At 62.2% G+C, this 15,376-nt stretch carries 12 protein-coding genes; 1 reads left to right on the forward strand and 11 read right to left on the reverse strand.

Annotation, left to right across the window (positions count from 1 at the left end; genetic code table 11):
• Window positions 1–34: 34 nt before the first annotated feature.
• Window positions 35–2,839 carry a preprotein translocase subunit SecA gene (gene secA / locus KHO31_RS16085; protein ID WP_201076942.1) on the reverse strand — a complete coding sequence of 935 codons (2,805 nt, stop codon included), beginning with the start codon at window positions 2,837–2,839 and terminating at the stop codon, window positions 35–37.
• A 290-nt stretch (window positions 2,840–3,129) separates the two neighbouring features.
• Here secA and KHO31_RS16090 point away from each other — a divergent pair, with 290 nt between their 5' ends.
• Window positions 3,130–3,615: a DUF721 domain-containing protein gene (locus tag KHO31_RS16090; protein ID WP_201076873.1), complete on the forward strand. Its 486-nt coding sequence runs from the start codon at window positions 3,130–3,132 to the stop codon at window positions 3,613–3,615.
• Between the two features lie 80 nt (window positions 3,616–3,695).
• On the opposite strand, the gene lpxC is transcribed toward KHO31_RS16090, so the two are convergent.
• From lpxC to murD, 10 genes are all read right to left on the reverse strand, one after another.
• Window positions 3,696–4,613 carry a UDP-3-O-acyl-N-acetylglucosamine deacetylase gene (lpxC, locus tag KHO31_RS16095; RefSeq protein ID WP_201076875.1) on the reverse strand — a complete coding sequence of 306 codons (918 nt, stop codon included), beginning with the start codon at window positions 4,611–4,613 and terminating at the stop codon, window positions 3,696–3,698.
• A gap of 289 nt (window positions 4,614–4,902) precedes the next feature.
• Entirely contained in the window at window positions 4,903–5,406 is a 504-nt protein-coding gene (locus tag KHO31_RS16100; RefSeq protein WP_074282120.1) for a peroxiredoxin, read from the reverse strand.
• Between the two features lie 250 nt (window positions 5,407–5,656).
• A complete protein-coding gene (ftsZ, locus tag KHO31_RS16105; protein WP_201076877.1) occupies window positions 5,657–6,853 on the reverse strand; it encodes a cell division protein FtsZ in 1,197 nt (398 codons plus the stop codon).
• A gap of 132 nt (window positions 6,854–6,985) precedes the next feature.
• Entirely contained in the window at window positions 6,986–8,218 is a 1,233-nt protein-coding gene (gene ftsA / locus KHO31_RS16110; RefSeq protein WP_007180311.1) for a cell division protein FtsA, read from the reverse strand.
• A gap of 27 nt (window positions 8,219–8,245) precedes the next feature.
• Complete coding sequence (locus KHO31_RS16115) at window positions 8,246–8,998, reverse strand: cell division protein FtsQ/DivIB (protein ID WP_201076879.1); 753 nt, start codon at window positions 8,996–8,998, stop codon at window positions 8,246–8,248.
• 24 nt (window positions 8,999–9,022) lie between these two features.
• Window positions 9,023–9,964, reverse strand: a complete 942-nt coding sequence (locus KHO31_RS16120) for a D-alanine--D-alanine ligase (protein ID WP_201076881.1) — start codon at window positions 9,962–9,964, stop codon at window positions 9,023–9,025.
• Window positions 9,965–9,969: 5 nt separating this feature from the next.
• Entirely contained in the window at window positions 9,970–11,373 is a 1,404-nt protein-coding gene (murC, locus tag KHO31_RS16125; protein ID WP_201076883.1) for a UDP-N-acetylmuramate--L-alanine ligase, read from the reverse strand.
• The gene (gene murG, locus KHO31_RS16130; protein WP_201076885.1) at window positions 11,370–12,488 is read right to left on the reverse strand and encodes an undecaprenyldiphospho-muramoylpentapeptide beta-N-acetylglucosaminyltransferase; all 1,119 of its coding nucleotides are present in this window, start codon (window positions 12,486–12,488) and stop codon (window positions 11,370–11,372) included. The genes murC and murG overlap by 4 nt, the downstream gene beginning before the upstream one ends.
• A 73-nt stretch (window positions 12,489–12,561) precedes the next feature.
• Window positions 12,562–13,842: a putative lipid II flippase FtsW gene (gene ftsW, locus KHO31_RS16135; protein WP_201076887.1), complete on the reverse strand. Its 1,281-nt coding sequence runs from the start codon at window positions 13,840–13,842 to the stop codon at window positions 12,562–12,564.
• Window positions 13,839–15,353, reverse strand: a complete 1,515-nt coding sequence (gene murD / locus KHO31_RS16140; protein WP_201076889.1) for a UDP-N-acetylmuramoyl-L-alanine--D-glutamate ligase — start codon at window positions 15,351–15,353, stop codon at window positions 13,839–13,841. The genes ftsW and murD overlap by 4 nt, the downstream gene beginning before the upstream one ends.
• Window positions 15,354–15,376 lie beyond the last annotated feature (23 nt).

Raw genomic sequence — 15,376 nt, forward strand, 5'->3', positions numbered from 1 at the left:
GAAGCGGCGCGCTTAAAGCGCGCCGCTTTCGGCATTATGCGATCTTGCCGTGACACTGCTTGTACTTCTTGCCGCTGCCGCACGGGCACGGGTCGTTGCGGCCGACCTTCGGCACGCTGTCCGCGCTCAGGTCCGACGCGACGGCGTGCGAAGAGCCGTGGCTCATCGCGTCGCCGATCATTGCGGCGGTAGCCGCTTCCGCAGCCGCAGGCGCCGCTACTTCGGCGAATTCGGCGTGACGGAACTCGACGTTTTCGAGGTGGCTGCCTTGTTCTTCGTACTGCTCCGCGGCCTGCTCCAGTTGTTCCGGCGACTGGATCTGCACGTTCATCACCACGCGGGTGACTTCGAGCTTCACCGCGTCGAGCATGGCGGCGAACAGTTCGAACGCCTCGCGCTTGTATTCCTGCTTCGGATTCTTCTGCGCGTAACCGCGCAAATGGATACCCTGGCGCAAGTGATCGAGAGCGGCCAGATGTTCGCGCCAGCTGCGGTCCAGCGTTTGCAGCATGATCGAGCGTTCGAACGCGCTGAACGATTCGCGGCCGACCTGTTCGACCTTCGATTCGTACGCTTCGTCCGCGGCGGCTTCAACGGCTTCGAGAATTTCGTCCGCGCTGATCGAGTTCGATTCGTTGATCATTTCCTGGATCGCGAGGTCAAGCTGCCACTCGTTGCGCAGCACTTCCTCCAACTCGGGCACGTCCCACTGCTCTTCGATGCTGCCGGCCGGCACGAACTGGTGAACGATATCGGCGATCACACCATGACGCATGGCGCCGATGGTTTCCGTGATGTCGTTCGCTTCGAGCAATTCATTACGCTGCTGATAGATCACCTTGCGCTGATCGTTCGACACGTCGTCGTATTCGAGCAATTGTTTGCGAACGTCGAAGTTGCGCGCTTCAACCTTGCGCTGCGCCGATTCGATCGAACGCGACACGATGCCCGCCTCGATCGCCTCGCCTTCCGGCATTTTCAGGCGGTCCATGATCGCGCGCACGCGGTCGCCCGCGAAAATGCGCAGCAGCGGATCTTCCAGCGACAGATAGAAGCGCGACGAACCCGGATCGCCCTGACGACCCGCACGGCCGCGCAACTGGTTGTCGATCCGGCGCGATTCGTGACGTTCAGTGCCGATAATGTGCAGACCGCCCGCGGCCTTCACCTGATCGTGCAGTGCTTGCCATTCGTCGTGCAGTTTCTGAATACGGCGTTGCTTCTCGTCGTCAGAAAGCGTTTCATCCTTTTCGATGAAAGACGCCTGCTTTTCGGCGTTGCCGCCGAGCACGATGTCGGTACCGCGGCCGGCCATGTTGGTCGCGATCGTGACGCGCTTCGGACGGCCCGCTTCAGCGACGATCTCAGCTTCACGCGCGTGCTGCTTGGCGTTCAGCACTTCGTGCGGCAACCCGGCCTGCTTCAGCAGATGCGACAGCAGTTCCGAGTTTTCGATCGATGTCGTGCCGACCAGCACAGGCTGACCACGCTCATGGCAATCGCGGATGTCGCGGATCACCGCGTCATAGCGTTCCTTGGCGGTCTTGTAGATCTGATCCTGCTTATCGATCCGCTTCGGCGGACGGTTGGTCGGGATCACGACCGTTTCGAGACCGTAGATCTCGTTGAATTCGTACGCTTCAGTATCGGCCGTACCGGTCATGCCGGAGAGCTTCGCGTACATACGGAAGTAGTTCTGGAACGTGATCGACGCGAGCGTCTGGTTCTCGCTCTGAATCTTGACGTGTTCCTTCGCCTCAACCGCCTGGTGCAAGCCATCCGACCAGCGGCGGCCCGACATCAGACGGCCGGTAAATTCGTCGACGATCACGACTTCGCCGTTCTGCACGACGTAGTGCTGATCCTTGAAGAACAGCGTGTGTGCGCGCAGCGCGGCGTACACGTGGTGCATCAGCGTGATGTTCTGCGGCGCGTACAGGCTTTCGCCCTCGCCGATCAGGCCCCATTCGGAGAGCAGACGCTCTGCCTTTTCGTGACCCGATTCCGTCAGGAAGACCTGGCGGCCTTTCTCGTCGAGCGTGTAGTCGCCCGGCTTTTCCACGCCGGTGCCGTCCGCCTTCTCTTCACCGATCTGACGTTCGAGCAGCGGCGGCAGCGCATTCATGCGCACGTAGAGTTCGGTGTGGTCTTCGGCCTGGCCGGAGATGATCAGCGGCGTGCGGGCTTCGTCGATCAGGATCGAATCGACTTCGTCGACCACCGCGAAATTCAGGGCCCGCTGCACGCGCGCGTCGGTCTCGTAGACCATGTTATCGCGCAGGTAGTCGAAGCCGAATTCGTTGTTGGTACCGTACGTAATGTCAGCGGCGTACGCTTCCTGCTTCGCGCCATGATCCATCTGCGACAGATTGATGCCGACCGACAGACCGAGGAAGTTGTACAGACGCGCCATCCATTCGGCGTCGCGCTGTGCAAGGTAGTCGTTGACGGTGACGACATGCACGCCACGGCCGGACAGCGCGTTCAGGTACACCGGCAGCGTGGCGACGAGCGTCTTGCCTTCACCCGTGCGCATTTCGCCGATCTTGCCGTAGTGCAGGACCATGCCGCCGATCAGCTGCACGTCGAAGTGACGCATTTTCAGCGTCCGCTTGCTGGCCTCGCGGCATACCGCGAAGGCCTCCGGCAGGAGCTTGTCGAGCGACTCGCCACTCGCGACGCGCTGGCGGAATTCACCCGTTTTGGCGCGCAGTTGGTCATCCGTCAATTGCTCGATCTGCGGCTCGAGCGCATTGATCGCCGTGACGGTCTTTTGATATTGCTTGACTAGCCGCTGGTTGCGGCTGCCAAAAATCTTCTGTAGAAAACCGGTGGTCATCGGATCGGTGTCTGCGTCGCGGCTTCGGCTGGTTCGCGGCGTGCAGTTCATGCACGTGCGCTCCGGGGTCAGAAGGGCCTCGGCGGCTTAGTCCAAGAGTGAATTCGAATCGGGCATTTTAGCACGCGCCCCCGCCCGCGCCTGTGTCAGCGGTGCGACGGCGGCAAGGCACAGGAAGCCCGCCGCAGCGACGTCCGACGGTACGGATTGAGGCGGGTCCGCGTGCATCCCGCGCGGTACAATCGCGGTGTGAGCGCACATAGGGTGCGAACACACCGTCACGATCAAACATGAGCCGTTTTCCGTCCTTTTCAAGGCCGCCGCCCAAGCAGTTCAAAGCGCGCCGCCCGCAGCCCGTTGCCGAAGTGCTGAATCGCACCGACGCGTTCGCGGCCCTGCGCGCGGGCGTCGAGCAGATTGCGGCGCTGGAAAAGGATCTGCGCGAGCTGCTGCCGGATTATCTGGCCACGAGCGTGGAGCCGAGCTTCATCAAGGAAGGCGTGCTGACCCTGTTTGCCGCACACAACGCGCTGGCCGCCCGACTGCGCCAGATTGAACCGCGCTTGCTGTCGGATCTGCAGCAGCGCGGCTGGCCGGTCAATGCGCTGAGGATTCGCGTGCGTCCGCAGCCTTTGAAGGAGCCGCCGCCGGTCAAGCAGGCGCGCATGACGCCAGTCGGTGCGGACGCGCTGCACGCGCTGTCCGAATCGCTCGCGCCGTCGCCGCTGCAGGAGGCTTTGGCGAAAATGGCAGCGCGGCATCGGAAAAATCGCTGAACAAAAAATAAGCGGCCCAGATGGGCCGCTTATTTTTCATCCATTTGCCTCGGATATTTCATCCGAAGGTGCTACGCCGATTACGCGAATGCCGTCTGCGTTTCGTACGCGAAGCCGCGCGGCGCCTTCTGCGTGTCGTCGAACGTGACGACTTCGTACGCATCTTCATGCGCCAGCAACTCGCGCAGTAGCGCGTTGTTCAGGCCGTGGCCCGACTTGTACGCGGTGTACGAAGCCAGCAACGGATGGCCGATCACGTACAGATCGCCGATCGCGTCGAGCATCTTGTGCTTCACGAATTCGTCGTCGTAACGCAGGCCGTCGTTGTTCAGAATGCGGTATTCGTCCAGCACAATGGCGTTATCCATGCTGCCGCCGCGTGCCAAACCGAGTTCGCGCATCATTTCCACTTCATGCGCAAAGCCGAACGTACGCGCACGAGCGATTTCCCGCACATACGACGTATTGGCGAAATCCACTTCCAGCGCCTGGCCGGTCTTATCCACAGCCGGGTGACGGAAATCGATGGTGAATTTGAGCTTGAAACCGAAATACGGATCGAGACGCGCGAATTTATCGCCGTCGCGGATTTCGACCGCCTTGGTGACCTTAATGAATTTCTTCGGTGCGTTCTGTTCTTCAATACCGGCAGACTGAATCAGAAACACGAACGAGCCAGCACTTCCGTCCATGATCGGAATTTCTTCAGCGGTGACGTCGATATAAAGGTTATCGATGCCAAGGCCTGCGCATGCGGACATCAAATGCTCGATGGTCGACACGCGCGCGCCGTCTTTCTGCAGTACCGAGGCCAGACGCGTATCGCCAATCGCCATCGCCGATGCGGGGATATCCACCGGCGTGGGCAAATCCACGCGCGAAAACACGATGCCGGTGTTTGCCGCCGCCGGGCGGAGCGTCAGTTCGACTTTCCGGCCGGAGTGCAGGCCGATGCCGACTGTCTTGACGATTGATTTGATAGTGCGCTGCTTCAACATTGTGATCTTCTATTCGATTGAAAATCCCAATCGGGACTTTTTATTCCATAGCGCGAAGTATACTCCAATACCCTAAGGTGCGTCGTTGCAGGGAACGTATCAATCTGTTTCGCTGCATTACCCAATAGGCGTCCGTCAGGAAAGCGTGACGGGCCGATGTCCGGAACGGAGGCGTTTCCGGTCATCGGCCCGCGTAACGGCCTGTCACAAAAGCGTCTTATGCGCCGTTGCCCTTATACAACGCGGTGACCGCGCAGGTTCGAGGCAAAGGCGTCGCACGCAAGCGTGACTAGCTCAACGTAGCGAGGATACTCCCTGCATCGCTGACTTCGAATTTGCCGGCAGCCTCGACGTTCAACGTCTTGACCACGCCGTCGTCGACAACCATCGCGTAGCGCTGGGAACGGATTCCCATGCCGCGCGCCGACAAATCCTGCTCCAGACCGAGCGCCCGCGTGAAAGCCGCGCTGCCGTCCGCCATCATGCGCACCTTGCCCGAGGCGTGCTGATCGCGTCCCCACGCGCCCATTACGAACGCGTCGTTGACGGACACGCACCAGATCTCGTCGATGCCAAGCGCGCGCAACTGCTCGGCGTGCTCGACGTAACCCGGTACATGTTTGGCCGAACAGGTCGGCGTGAACGCACCCGGCAACCCGAAGATCACCACGCGCTTACCCGCCGTCTGCTCGCGCACGTCGAAGCTGTTGGGCCCCAGCGTGCAACCCGCCCGCGCGTCTTCGACGAACTCGAAGAGCGTCGCGTCGGGCAGCTTTTCACCTGTTTGAATCATGCTCAGTCCTTTGCATCGATGCGAAGCACGCTCGCACGTCGTCGTGTCGCAGTGAATTCAGCGTCTGCCTAACGACAGGCTCCGCCGTCCGGCGACAGTCGCCCCTTCCGCTTCGCGAATCCGAAGAGGGCACTTGTCCTTGCCGCGAATCAGACGATACGCGGCTTGTTCGCCGTTCACCCGCCACGCTCGTGCATTCGTCCGCCAGCGCTGCTAAAGACAGCGCGGCAACGAAAGCCTGCTCGTGCGCTCAGTCCGCCTGCTTGCGCAGGAATGCCGGAATGTCGTACGTATCGACGCCCTTCTCTTGCAGCGCCTGCACGTGCGAAGCCGCCGTATCGCGCGACGTGCGCCACACAGCCGGCGTATCCAGCGCGCCGTAATCGGCCGTACTTGCATGCGACGACGACGGTGCGTAAGCGGCGTGCGTGCTGATCGGCTGGTTGTCGGTGCCGGTACGCAACAGCGTCATCGGTGCCGATTGCTGCTTCTTCGCCGCACGGCCCAGACCCGTTGCCACGACCGTCACGCGCAGCGCGTCGCCCATTGCATCGTCGTACACCGCGCCGAAAATCACGGTTGCGTCTTCTGCAGCATAGCTCTTGATGGTGTTCATCACTTCGCGCGTTTCCGACAGACGCAGCGAACGGCTCGACGTGATGTTGACCAGCACGCCACGCGCGCCCGACAGATCCACCCCTTCCAGCAGCGGGCTGGCCACAGCCTGCTCGGCAGCCAGACGTGCGCGATCGACGCCGGCAACCGTCGCCGTGCCCATCATCGCCTTGCCTTGCTCGCCCATCACCGTCTTCACGTCTTCGAAGTCGACGTTCACCAGGCCGTCGACGTTGATGATTTCCGCGATGCCGGCAACTGCGTTGTTCAGAACGTCGTCTGCGCACTGGAAGCACTTGTCCATCTCGGCATCATCGCCCATCACCTCGAACAGCTTGTCGTTCAGAACGACGATCAGCGAGTCGACGTGATCCTCCAGTTGCTGCGATCCAGCTTCTGCGACGCGCATCCGCTTGCCGCCTTCGAATTCGAACGGCTTGCTGACCACGCCAACAGTCAAGATACCCATTTCCTTGGCGATCTGCGCGACCACGGGTGCTGCGCCCGTGCCCGTGCCGCCGCCCATACCGGCGGTGATGAACACCATGTGCGCGCCGCGCAGTGCGTCGGCGATGCGCTCACGTGCTTCTTCGGCTGCTGCGCGACCCATTTCCGGCTTCGCGCCAGCGCCCAGACCCGTGTTGCCGAGCTGGATCACCGCGGAGGCGCGCGAACGCGACAGAGCCTGCGCGTCCGTGTTCATCACGATGAAGTCGACGCCTTGCACGCCTTTGTTGATCATGTGCTGAACGGCATTGCCGCCAGCGCCACCTACTCCGATCACCTTGATGATGGTGCCGTTCGTTTCGGTTTCCAGCATCTGGAATTCCATGTTGCCTCCGTCAAGATAAAAAATTACAGCCACTTCGGCCGTTATTCGGCAGGAGATCGGGCAACCTCCTGTCGCGCGCCAGCCGCCGGCACCAGCGCGTATTTACGTAAAACCGTTCAAAACCAGAATTCGTTAGAAGTTGCCGAGGAACCAGTCTTTCATTCGCGTGAAGACCTGGCCCATCGACCCCGACTGCACCGCGACCTTGCGGCCGCGCATCCGTTGCGAGCGTCCTTCGACGAGCAGACCCATCGCCGTCGAATAACGCGGATTACGCACGACGTCAGCGAGACCACCCGCGTATTCCGGCACACCGATGCGCACCGGCTTCAGGAAAATGTCCTCACCGAGTTCGACCATGCCGAGCATCATCGACGCGCCGCCGGTCAGCACCACGCCGGAGCTCAGCAGTTCCTCGTAACCCGACTCGCGCACCACCTGCTGCACGAGCGAAAACAGTTCTTCGACACGCGGCTCGACCACTGCCGCCAATGCCTGGCGCGACAGCGTGCGCGGACCGCGCTCGCCGAGACCCGGCACTTCGATCATTTCGTCCGGATCGGCCAGCGCCTGCTTCGCGATGCCGTAATCCACCTTGATGTCTTCCGCGTCCGGCGTCGGCGTGCGCAGCGCCATCGCGATGTCGCTCGTGATCTGGTCGCCGGCAATCGGAATCACCGCCGTATGACGGATCGCGCCTTCGCTGAAGATCGCGATATCTGTCGTACCGCCGCCGATATCGACCAGCACCACGCCGAGTTCTTTCTCGTCTTCCGTCAGCACCGCCAGCGACGAAGCGAGCGGCTGCAAGATCAGATCGTTCACTTCGAGTCCGCAGCGGCGCACGCACTTCACAATGTTCTGCGCCGCGCTCACCGCACCGGTGACGATATGCACCTTCACTTCCAGACGGATGCCGCTCATGCCGATCGGCTCGCGCACATCTTCCTGGCCGTCGATGATGAATTCCTGCGTCAGGATGTGCAGCACCTGCTGATCGGTCGGGATGTTGATCGCCTTCGCCGTCTCGATCACGCGAGCAACGTCCGTCTGCGTGACTTCCTTTTCCTTGATCGCCACCATGCCGCTCGAATTGAAGCTGCGGATATGGCTGCCGGCGATCCCGGTAAACACGTTCGTAATCTTGCAGTCGGCCATCAACTCGGCTTCTTCGAGCGCGCGTTGAATAGACTGCACGGTGGCTTCGATGTTCACCACCACGCCCTTCTTGAGCCCCTTCGATTCGCTCTGGCCGAGGCCGATCACCTCGTAGTGACCCTCGCCCTTCAACTCGGCGACGATAGCCACTACCTTCGACGTCCCAATGTCGAGGGCGACCAGCAGATCTTTATAGTCTTTACTCATAGCGTGCTCATTGCGTGTGATGTCCGTTTACTTCTTGCCCTTATCGGGTTCGCTGATAAAGCGCATGCCAGCGGCACGAATCGCGAAACCGTTCGGATAGCGCAAGTCCGCATACTCGATATCCTTTCCCCAACGTTGCGTCACCGCGTTCCACGCCGCGGTCAGGCGCTTGCTGCGATCGAGCAGCGTCTCCTGATTACGTTCGCGCCCAAATTCCACCTGCATCCCGTTCGACAGCTTCACCGTCCACGCGTAACGCGGCGACAGCGTCACTTCTTCGGGCGTTGCGCCCAACGGCGCAAACCACTTCTTGAAGTCGCTATAACGCGCGACGACTTCCTTTGCCGTACCGTCCGGGCCGTCGAACGCGGGCAGCTCTTCTTCGAGCTCGCCCTGGTTCGCCGTGAACAGTTCGCCGTCGACGCTCACCAGTTGATCGCTGCCCCACGTTCCTAGCGGTTTGTACTCTTCAAGCGTGACAGCCAGTGCGTTCGGCCACACGCGCCGCACACTCGCGTGACGCACCCACGGCATCTGCTCGAACGCCTGACGTGCAACGTCGAGATCCACCGTGAAAAAGTTGCCCTTCAACCGCCCTACTACACCGGCGCGCACCGTCGGCGAATTGATGTGTTCGGTGTCGCCGTCGATCTGGATTTCGCGCAGCGCGAAATTCGGACGCTGGATCAGCCAGTAACCGCCTGCCGCCAGCAGCACGAGCACCAGCACCGCATGCAATGCGTTGGCGGCGAGATTGAGCTGGCGAACGTTGTTCCACATGGTGTTGCTTTCGGGTTACCCCAGTTAGTCCTTCAGCGTCAGCGCCAACACGCCGACAACCAGTTCCAGATAGCTGATGCCCACCGCACGCGCCGCTTTCGGCGGCAGCGAGTGATCGGTCATCCCAGGCGCCGTGTTCACTTCCAGGAAGTACGGGTTGCCGTCGGCGTCGAGCATGAAATCTGCACGGCCCCAATCGGTGCAGCCGAGCACGTCGAACGCGCGGCGCGCCAGCACTTTCAGACGCGACTCTTCGTCAGCCGCCAGGCCGCACGGAATCAGGTACTGCGTGTCGTTGGCGATGTACTTCGCGTGGTAGTCGTAGAACTCGCCGGCTGGCACGATGCGGATCACCGGCAGATCCAGATCGCCGGCAATGCACGCGGTGTACTCGCCGCCGCCTTCAATGCTCTTTTCGACCACGACGATCTTGTCGTACTTGACCGCTTCGAGCAGCGCTGCCGGCAATGCGTCGGCGCTTTTCACCTTGATCACCGCGACGCTCGAACCTTCGCTGGCCGGCTTCACGAACAGCGGCAAGCCGAGCTTCGCGACGATGTCTTTCGCGCGCGCTTCGTAGTCGTCGCCGCGCAGTACCGCTTCGAACGGTGGCGTCGGAATGCCGAGTTGCTGCCACACGAGCTTGGTGCGGAACTTGTCCAGACCGAGCGCCGAGCCGAGTACGCCGCTACCCGTGTAGCGAATACCGTAGAAGTCGAGCGCGCCCTGAATCTGACCGTTCTCACCGTAGCCGCCATGCAGCGCGTTGAACGCGCGCACGAAACCTTCATCTTTCAACGCGGCGAGCGGACGCTCGGCCGGATCGAACGGATGCGCGTCGATACCGGCGTCGCGCAGACCTTGCAGCACGAGGCGGCCGGAATTGAGCGACACCTCGCGCTCGGCCGAATCGCCGCCGAGCAACACTGCTACTTTGCCGAATTGTTTAGGGTCGATGCTGCTCATCTCACTCACACCTTCGTTTCTTGCGCGAGGCGTCCCGGCACACCGCCGATCGAACCCGCGCCCATCGTGATCACCACATCGCCGTCGCGCACCACTGCTGAGAGCGCGTCCGGCACTTCATCCACCGTATCGACAAACACCGGTTCGACCTTGCCCGCCACGCGCAGCGCTCGCGCCAAGGCGCGACCGTCCGCGGCCACGATCGGCGCTTCACCGGCTGAATAGACTTCCGTCAGCACCAGGGCATCGACGGTCGACAGCACCTTCACAAAATCTTCGAAACAATCGCGTGTGCGCGTGAAACGGTGCGGCTGGAATGCCAGCACCAGACGACGTCCCGGAAAAGCACCGCGCGCCGCCGCCACCGTTGCCGCCATTTCGACCGGGTGATGACCGTAGTCGTCGACCAGCGTGTACGCGCCGGTAGGTTTGCCTTCGGACAAGACCGGCACCTCACCGTAGCGCTGGAAGCGTCGGCCCACGCCGTTGAAATCTGCCAGCGCTCGCTGGATATCGGCATCTTTCACTTCAAGTTCAGTCGCAATTGCAATTGCGGCCAAAGCGTTCTGCACGTTGTGCTCGCCAGGCAGGTTCAAAATGATGTCGATCGGCGCCGCGTCTTCGCGCATGGCCGTGAAATGCATCTTGCCGCCGCGCGCTTCGACGTTGACCGCACGCACCTGCGCGTCCGGTGCAAAGCCGTAGCGGATGATCGGCTTCGACACGAACGGCAGAATCTCCCTCACGTTCGGATCGTCGACGCACAGCACTGCGATTCCATAGAACGGCAGACGGTGCGTGAATTCGATGAACGCCTGCTTGAGCCGCGCGAAGTCGTGGCCGTACGTGTCCATGTGATCGGCGTCGATGTTCGTGATGACCTCGATCACCGGGAACAGGTTCAGGAACGACGCATCCGACTCATCCGCTTCGGCGACGATGAAATCGCCCGTACCCAGACGCGCATTCGCGCCCGCGCTGATCAAGCGGCCGCCGATCACGAACGTCGGATCGAGACCGCCCGCGGCCAGCACGCTCGCCACCAGCGAAGTGGTCGTGGTCTTGCCATGCGTGCCGGCGATCGCGATGCCCTGCTTCAGGCGCATGAGTTCCGCGAGCATCACCGCGCGCGGCACGATCGGAATGCGGCGATGACGTGCGGACAGCACTTCAGGGTTGTCGCTGCGCACCGCGGTGGAGACGACCACCGCATTCGCGCCTTCGATGTTCTCCGCCGCGTGACCGATCGCGATGCGCGCGCCGAGTGCGGCAAGGCGATCGGTGATCGCGTTGCTCGTGAGATCCGAGCCGCTCACCTGATAGCCGAGATTGACCAGCACCTCCGCGATGCCGCTCATGCCGACACCGCCGATGCCGACAAAGTGAATATGTTTGACGATGTGTTTCATTGCTTTCCTTCTGGGCTCGCGCCCGAAATCGAACCCGCCACGGTCGCGCAAATCTGTGCGACCTGTTCCGTGGCGTCGGGTTTCGCGAGCGAGCGCGAACGCTCCGCCATCTCCGCGAGGGTCTCTCGCGTCTGGCTGTGCAACCAGTCGGCGAGCATTTCCGCTGACAGATCGCGTTGCTGCACGACCAGCGCCGCGCCGTTATCGGCGAGGAACGCTGCATTAGTGGTTTGGTGATCGTCTACTGCAAATGGGAACGGCACGAAGAACGCCGCCACCCCTACCGCTGAAATCTCCGACACCGTCATCGCGCCCGAACGGCAGATCACCAGATCCGCTTTTGCGTACGCGCTCGTCATGTCGTCAATGAAAGGCACGAGTTCTACATCGGCGCCGGCTTGCAGGCCCGCTGCCGCGTAGTTCTCACGCAGCGCTTCAATATGCTTCGCGCCCGCCTGATGCACGATGCGCGGTCGTTCGGTCGGCGCCAGCAGCGCGACCGCGCGCGGCACCACTTCATTCAATGCCGCCGCGCCCAGACTGCCGCCTACCACCAGCACATTCAGCGGACCGCTGCGCTCTGCGTAGCGTGCTTTGGGTGCAATTGCGCGCGCAAGTTCCGCGCGAATCGGATTTCCTGTCCATTCGCCGTGCGGCAGCGCATTCGGAAATGCAACCAGCACGCGTTTGGCGACTTTCGCGAGCACCTTGTTGGCAAGACCCGCGATCGAATTCTGTTCATGCAGCACCAGCGGCCGACCGCTCAACGCGGTCATCAAACCCGCCGGAAACGTGATGTAGCCGCCCATGCCGAGCACGACGTCCGGCTTCACACGACGCAACACGCTCAAGCTTTGCGAGCAGGCACGCAGCAGATTCAGCGGCAGCATCAGCTTGGTTTTCAGGCCCTTGCCGCGCAGTCCGCCGAAGCGCACGTATTCCATCGGAATGCCGTGCTTCGGCACCAGCGTCGCTTCCATGCCTGCGGGGTTGCCCAGCCATACGACCTTCCAGCCCCACGCCTGCATCAGGTGCGCGACCGCGAGCCCCGGGAACACATGTCCCCCGGTGCCACCGGCCATCACCATCAGCGTGCGTTGCGGCACAGCGGTCATACCTTCCCTCCGCGCATGAGCAAAAAAAGAATTCGTTTTGGCTTCGCCGAAATCGTGTACTGCTGCATGGGGGTCATACCTTCCCCCCACGCATCAGCACACGATTTTCATAATCCACGCGCATCAACACGGCCACCGCCACACAGTTCAGCACGATGCCCGACCCGCCGTAGCTGACGAGCGGCAATGTGAGACCTTTGGTCGGCAGCAAGCCAAGATTCACGCCCATGTTGATAAAGGTCTGCGCGCCGAACCAGATGCCGATGCCCTTCGCTACCAGCCCCGCGAACGTGCGGTCGAGTGCGAGTGCCTGACGGCCGATCTCGAACGAGCGGCGCACGATCCAGTAGAACATCAGGATCACGACCAGCACGCCGACAAAACCAAGTTCCTCGCCGATCACCGCGAGGATGAAGTCGGTATGCGCTTCCGGCAGATAGTTGAGCTTCTCGACACTGCCGCCCAAGCCCACGCCGAACCACTCGCCGCGCCCGAAAGCGATCAGTGAGTGCGTCAATTGATAAGCCTTGCCCTGTGCGTAACGGTCGTCCCACGGATCGAGGTAGGCGAAGATCCGCTCACGACGCCACGGCGACGCCCACACCAGCAAGCTGAACGTGCCGACCGCGGTGGCTACCAGGCCACCGAACAGCTTGCCGTTCACGCCGCCAAGGAACAGCACGCCCATCGCGATCGCCGCGATCACCATGAATGCGCCCATGTCCGGCTCGAGCAGCAGCAACGCGCCGACGAGACCCACCGCCACCGCCATCGGCAGAAAGCCCTTGGCGAAGCTCTGCATGTATTCCTGCTTGCGCACCGTATAGTTCGCCGCGTAAATCGTCACGGCCAGCTTCATGATTTCCGACGGCTGCATGTTCGTGATGCCGAGCGGAATCCAGCGACGCGCGCCGTTCACGCCCTTACCGATATGCGGAATCAGCACGATCACCAGCGCGGCAAGCGAAAGCAGAAAGAGCTTCGGCGCGTACTTATCCCACGTCGAGATCGGGATGCGGAACGACACGACGCCGATCACCGAGCCCATCACCACGAAAATGATCTGGCGCACGAGGAATGCGTAATCACGGTACGACGCGTACTTCGGCGAATCGGGCATCGCGATCGACGCCGAATACACCATTACGACGCCGAGGCCGAGCAAGGCGACGACGACCCACAACAACGAGTGATCGTAGTCGAGCATCCGCGAGCGCAGCGGACGCACGCCGTTCACGGCGCTTGCGAGACCACTGCCGCCGGTGCGGCTGGAGGTGCGACCCGCGCTACCTGTATCGCCGTCGCCTGCACGAGCACCGGCAAGGCGCGAACCGAAGCGTTCCGACCAGCTCATATCATCGTCCCCCGTTCGGCCGCGATGTCTTCCACCGTGCTGCGGAACACCGCCGCGCGATGTGCGTAACCCTTGAACATGTCGAAGCTCGCGCAAGCCGGCGACAGCAGCACGGCATCTCCCGGCTGCGCAAGCGCGGTGGCTGCACGCGTCGCTTCTTCGAGCGTCGCGTGGTCGGTCATTGCGATGCCGGTGTCTTCCAGCGCGGCGCGAATCTGCGGTGCATCGCGGCCGATCAGCATCACGGCGCGGCACCAGCGCATCACCGGCTCGGCGAGCGGCTCGAAATCCTGGCCCTTGCCGTCGCCGCCAGCGATCAGCACCGCGCGCTGCGCGAGACCGTCCAGCGCGGCAACCGTCGCGCCGACATTGGTGCCCTTGCTATCGTCGACGTAATCAACGCCTTCAATCGACGCGATCAATTCCACGCGATGCGGCTCGCCACGGTATTCGCGCAGGCCGTGCAGCAGCGGCGCGCCCGGCAGACCGATCGCGCGTGCCAACGCGTACGCGGCCAGCGCGTTCGCGGCGTTGTGCAAGCCGCGGATACGCAACGCGTCCGCCGGCATCAGGCGTTTGAGCGCGATGTTCTTCGGTGCCGCCACTTCGTTCTTGCGACGGCGCGTCGGCGCCGGTTCGTCGCTGGCGTCGCGGTCGTGCGCTTCGACCAGCCAGATCATGCCGTTGTCGCGCAGCAGGCCATAGTCGCCGTCGTTCTTCGGCTCGGTCACGCCGAACGTGACCATCGCTGCTTCGCTGCCCTCAGAAGGCGCCAGCGCCATCACGCGGGCGTCATCGCGATTCAGCACGCGCACGGTGTGTGTACCAAAGATGCGGCCCTTCGCAGCGGCGTACGCATCGAGGCCGCCATGCCAATCCAGGTGATCTTGCGTAATGTTCAAAACGACCGCTGCATCCGGCGTAAACGTATGGGCGGTTTCCAGCTGGAAGCTCGACAGTTCCAGTACCCACACGTCGGGCAGCGCGGTGTTGTCGATGGCTTCGCTGAGCTTGTCCAGCGCGGCCGGGCTGATGTTGCCTGCCACTGCGACCTTCTTCCCGGCGCGTTCGCACAAGAGCCCGGTCAGGCTCGTCGTCGTGGTCTTGCCGTTGGTGCCGGTGATCGCGATGACCTTCGGCGCGTAGCCGCTTTCACCGAGCGTCTTCAACGCTTGCGCGAAGAATTCGAGTTCGCCCCACACGGGGATGTCCTGCTCACGCGCCGCCGTGATCAGCGGCAGCAAATCAGCGGCGAGCGGCGACAAACCCGGGCTGATCGCCACGAGTTCGACGCCTTCGAGCAACGAAAGCGAGAACGGACCGCCGACGAAATCGGCATCGATGCTGTGCGCTTCCAGCGCGGACAGGTTCGGCGGCACCTCGCGCGTATCGGCCACACGAAGCCGACAGCCGTGCCGCGCGCACCAGCGCGCCATCGCGAGACCGGATTCACCCAGTCCCAGCACGAGCACCATCGGCTTTTGCCGATCCCGAAACTTCTCGCCAAACATCGCCTGCTTCCCCTAAATACGAC

Source organism: Paraburkholderia domus (assembly GCF_905220705.1).
Taxonomy (GTDB): Bacteria; Pseudomonadota; Gammaproteobacteria; order Burkholderiales; family Burkholderiaceae; genus Paraburkholderia; species Paraburkholderia domus.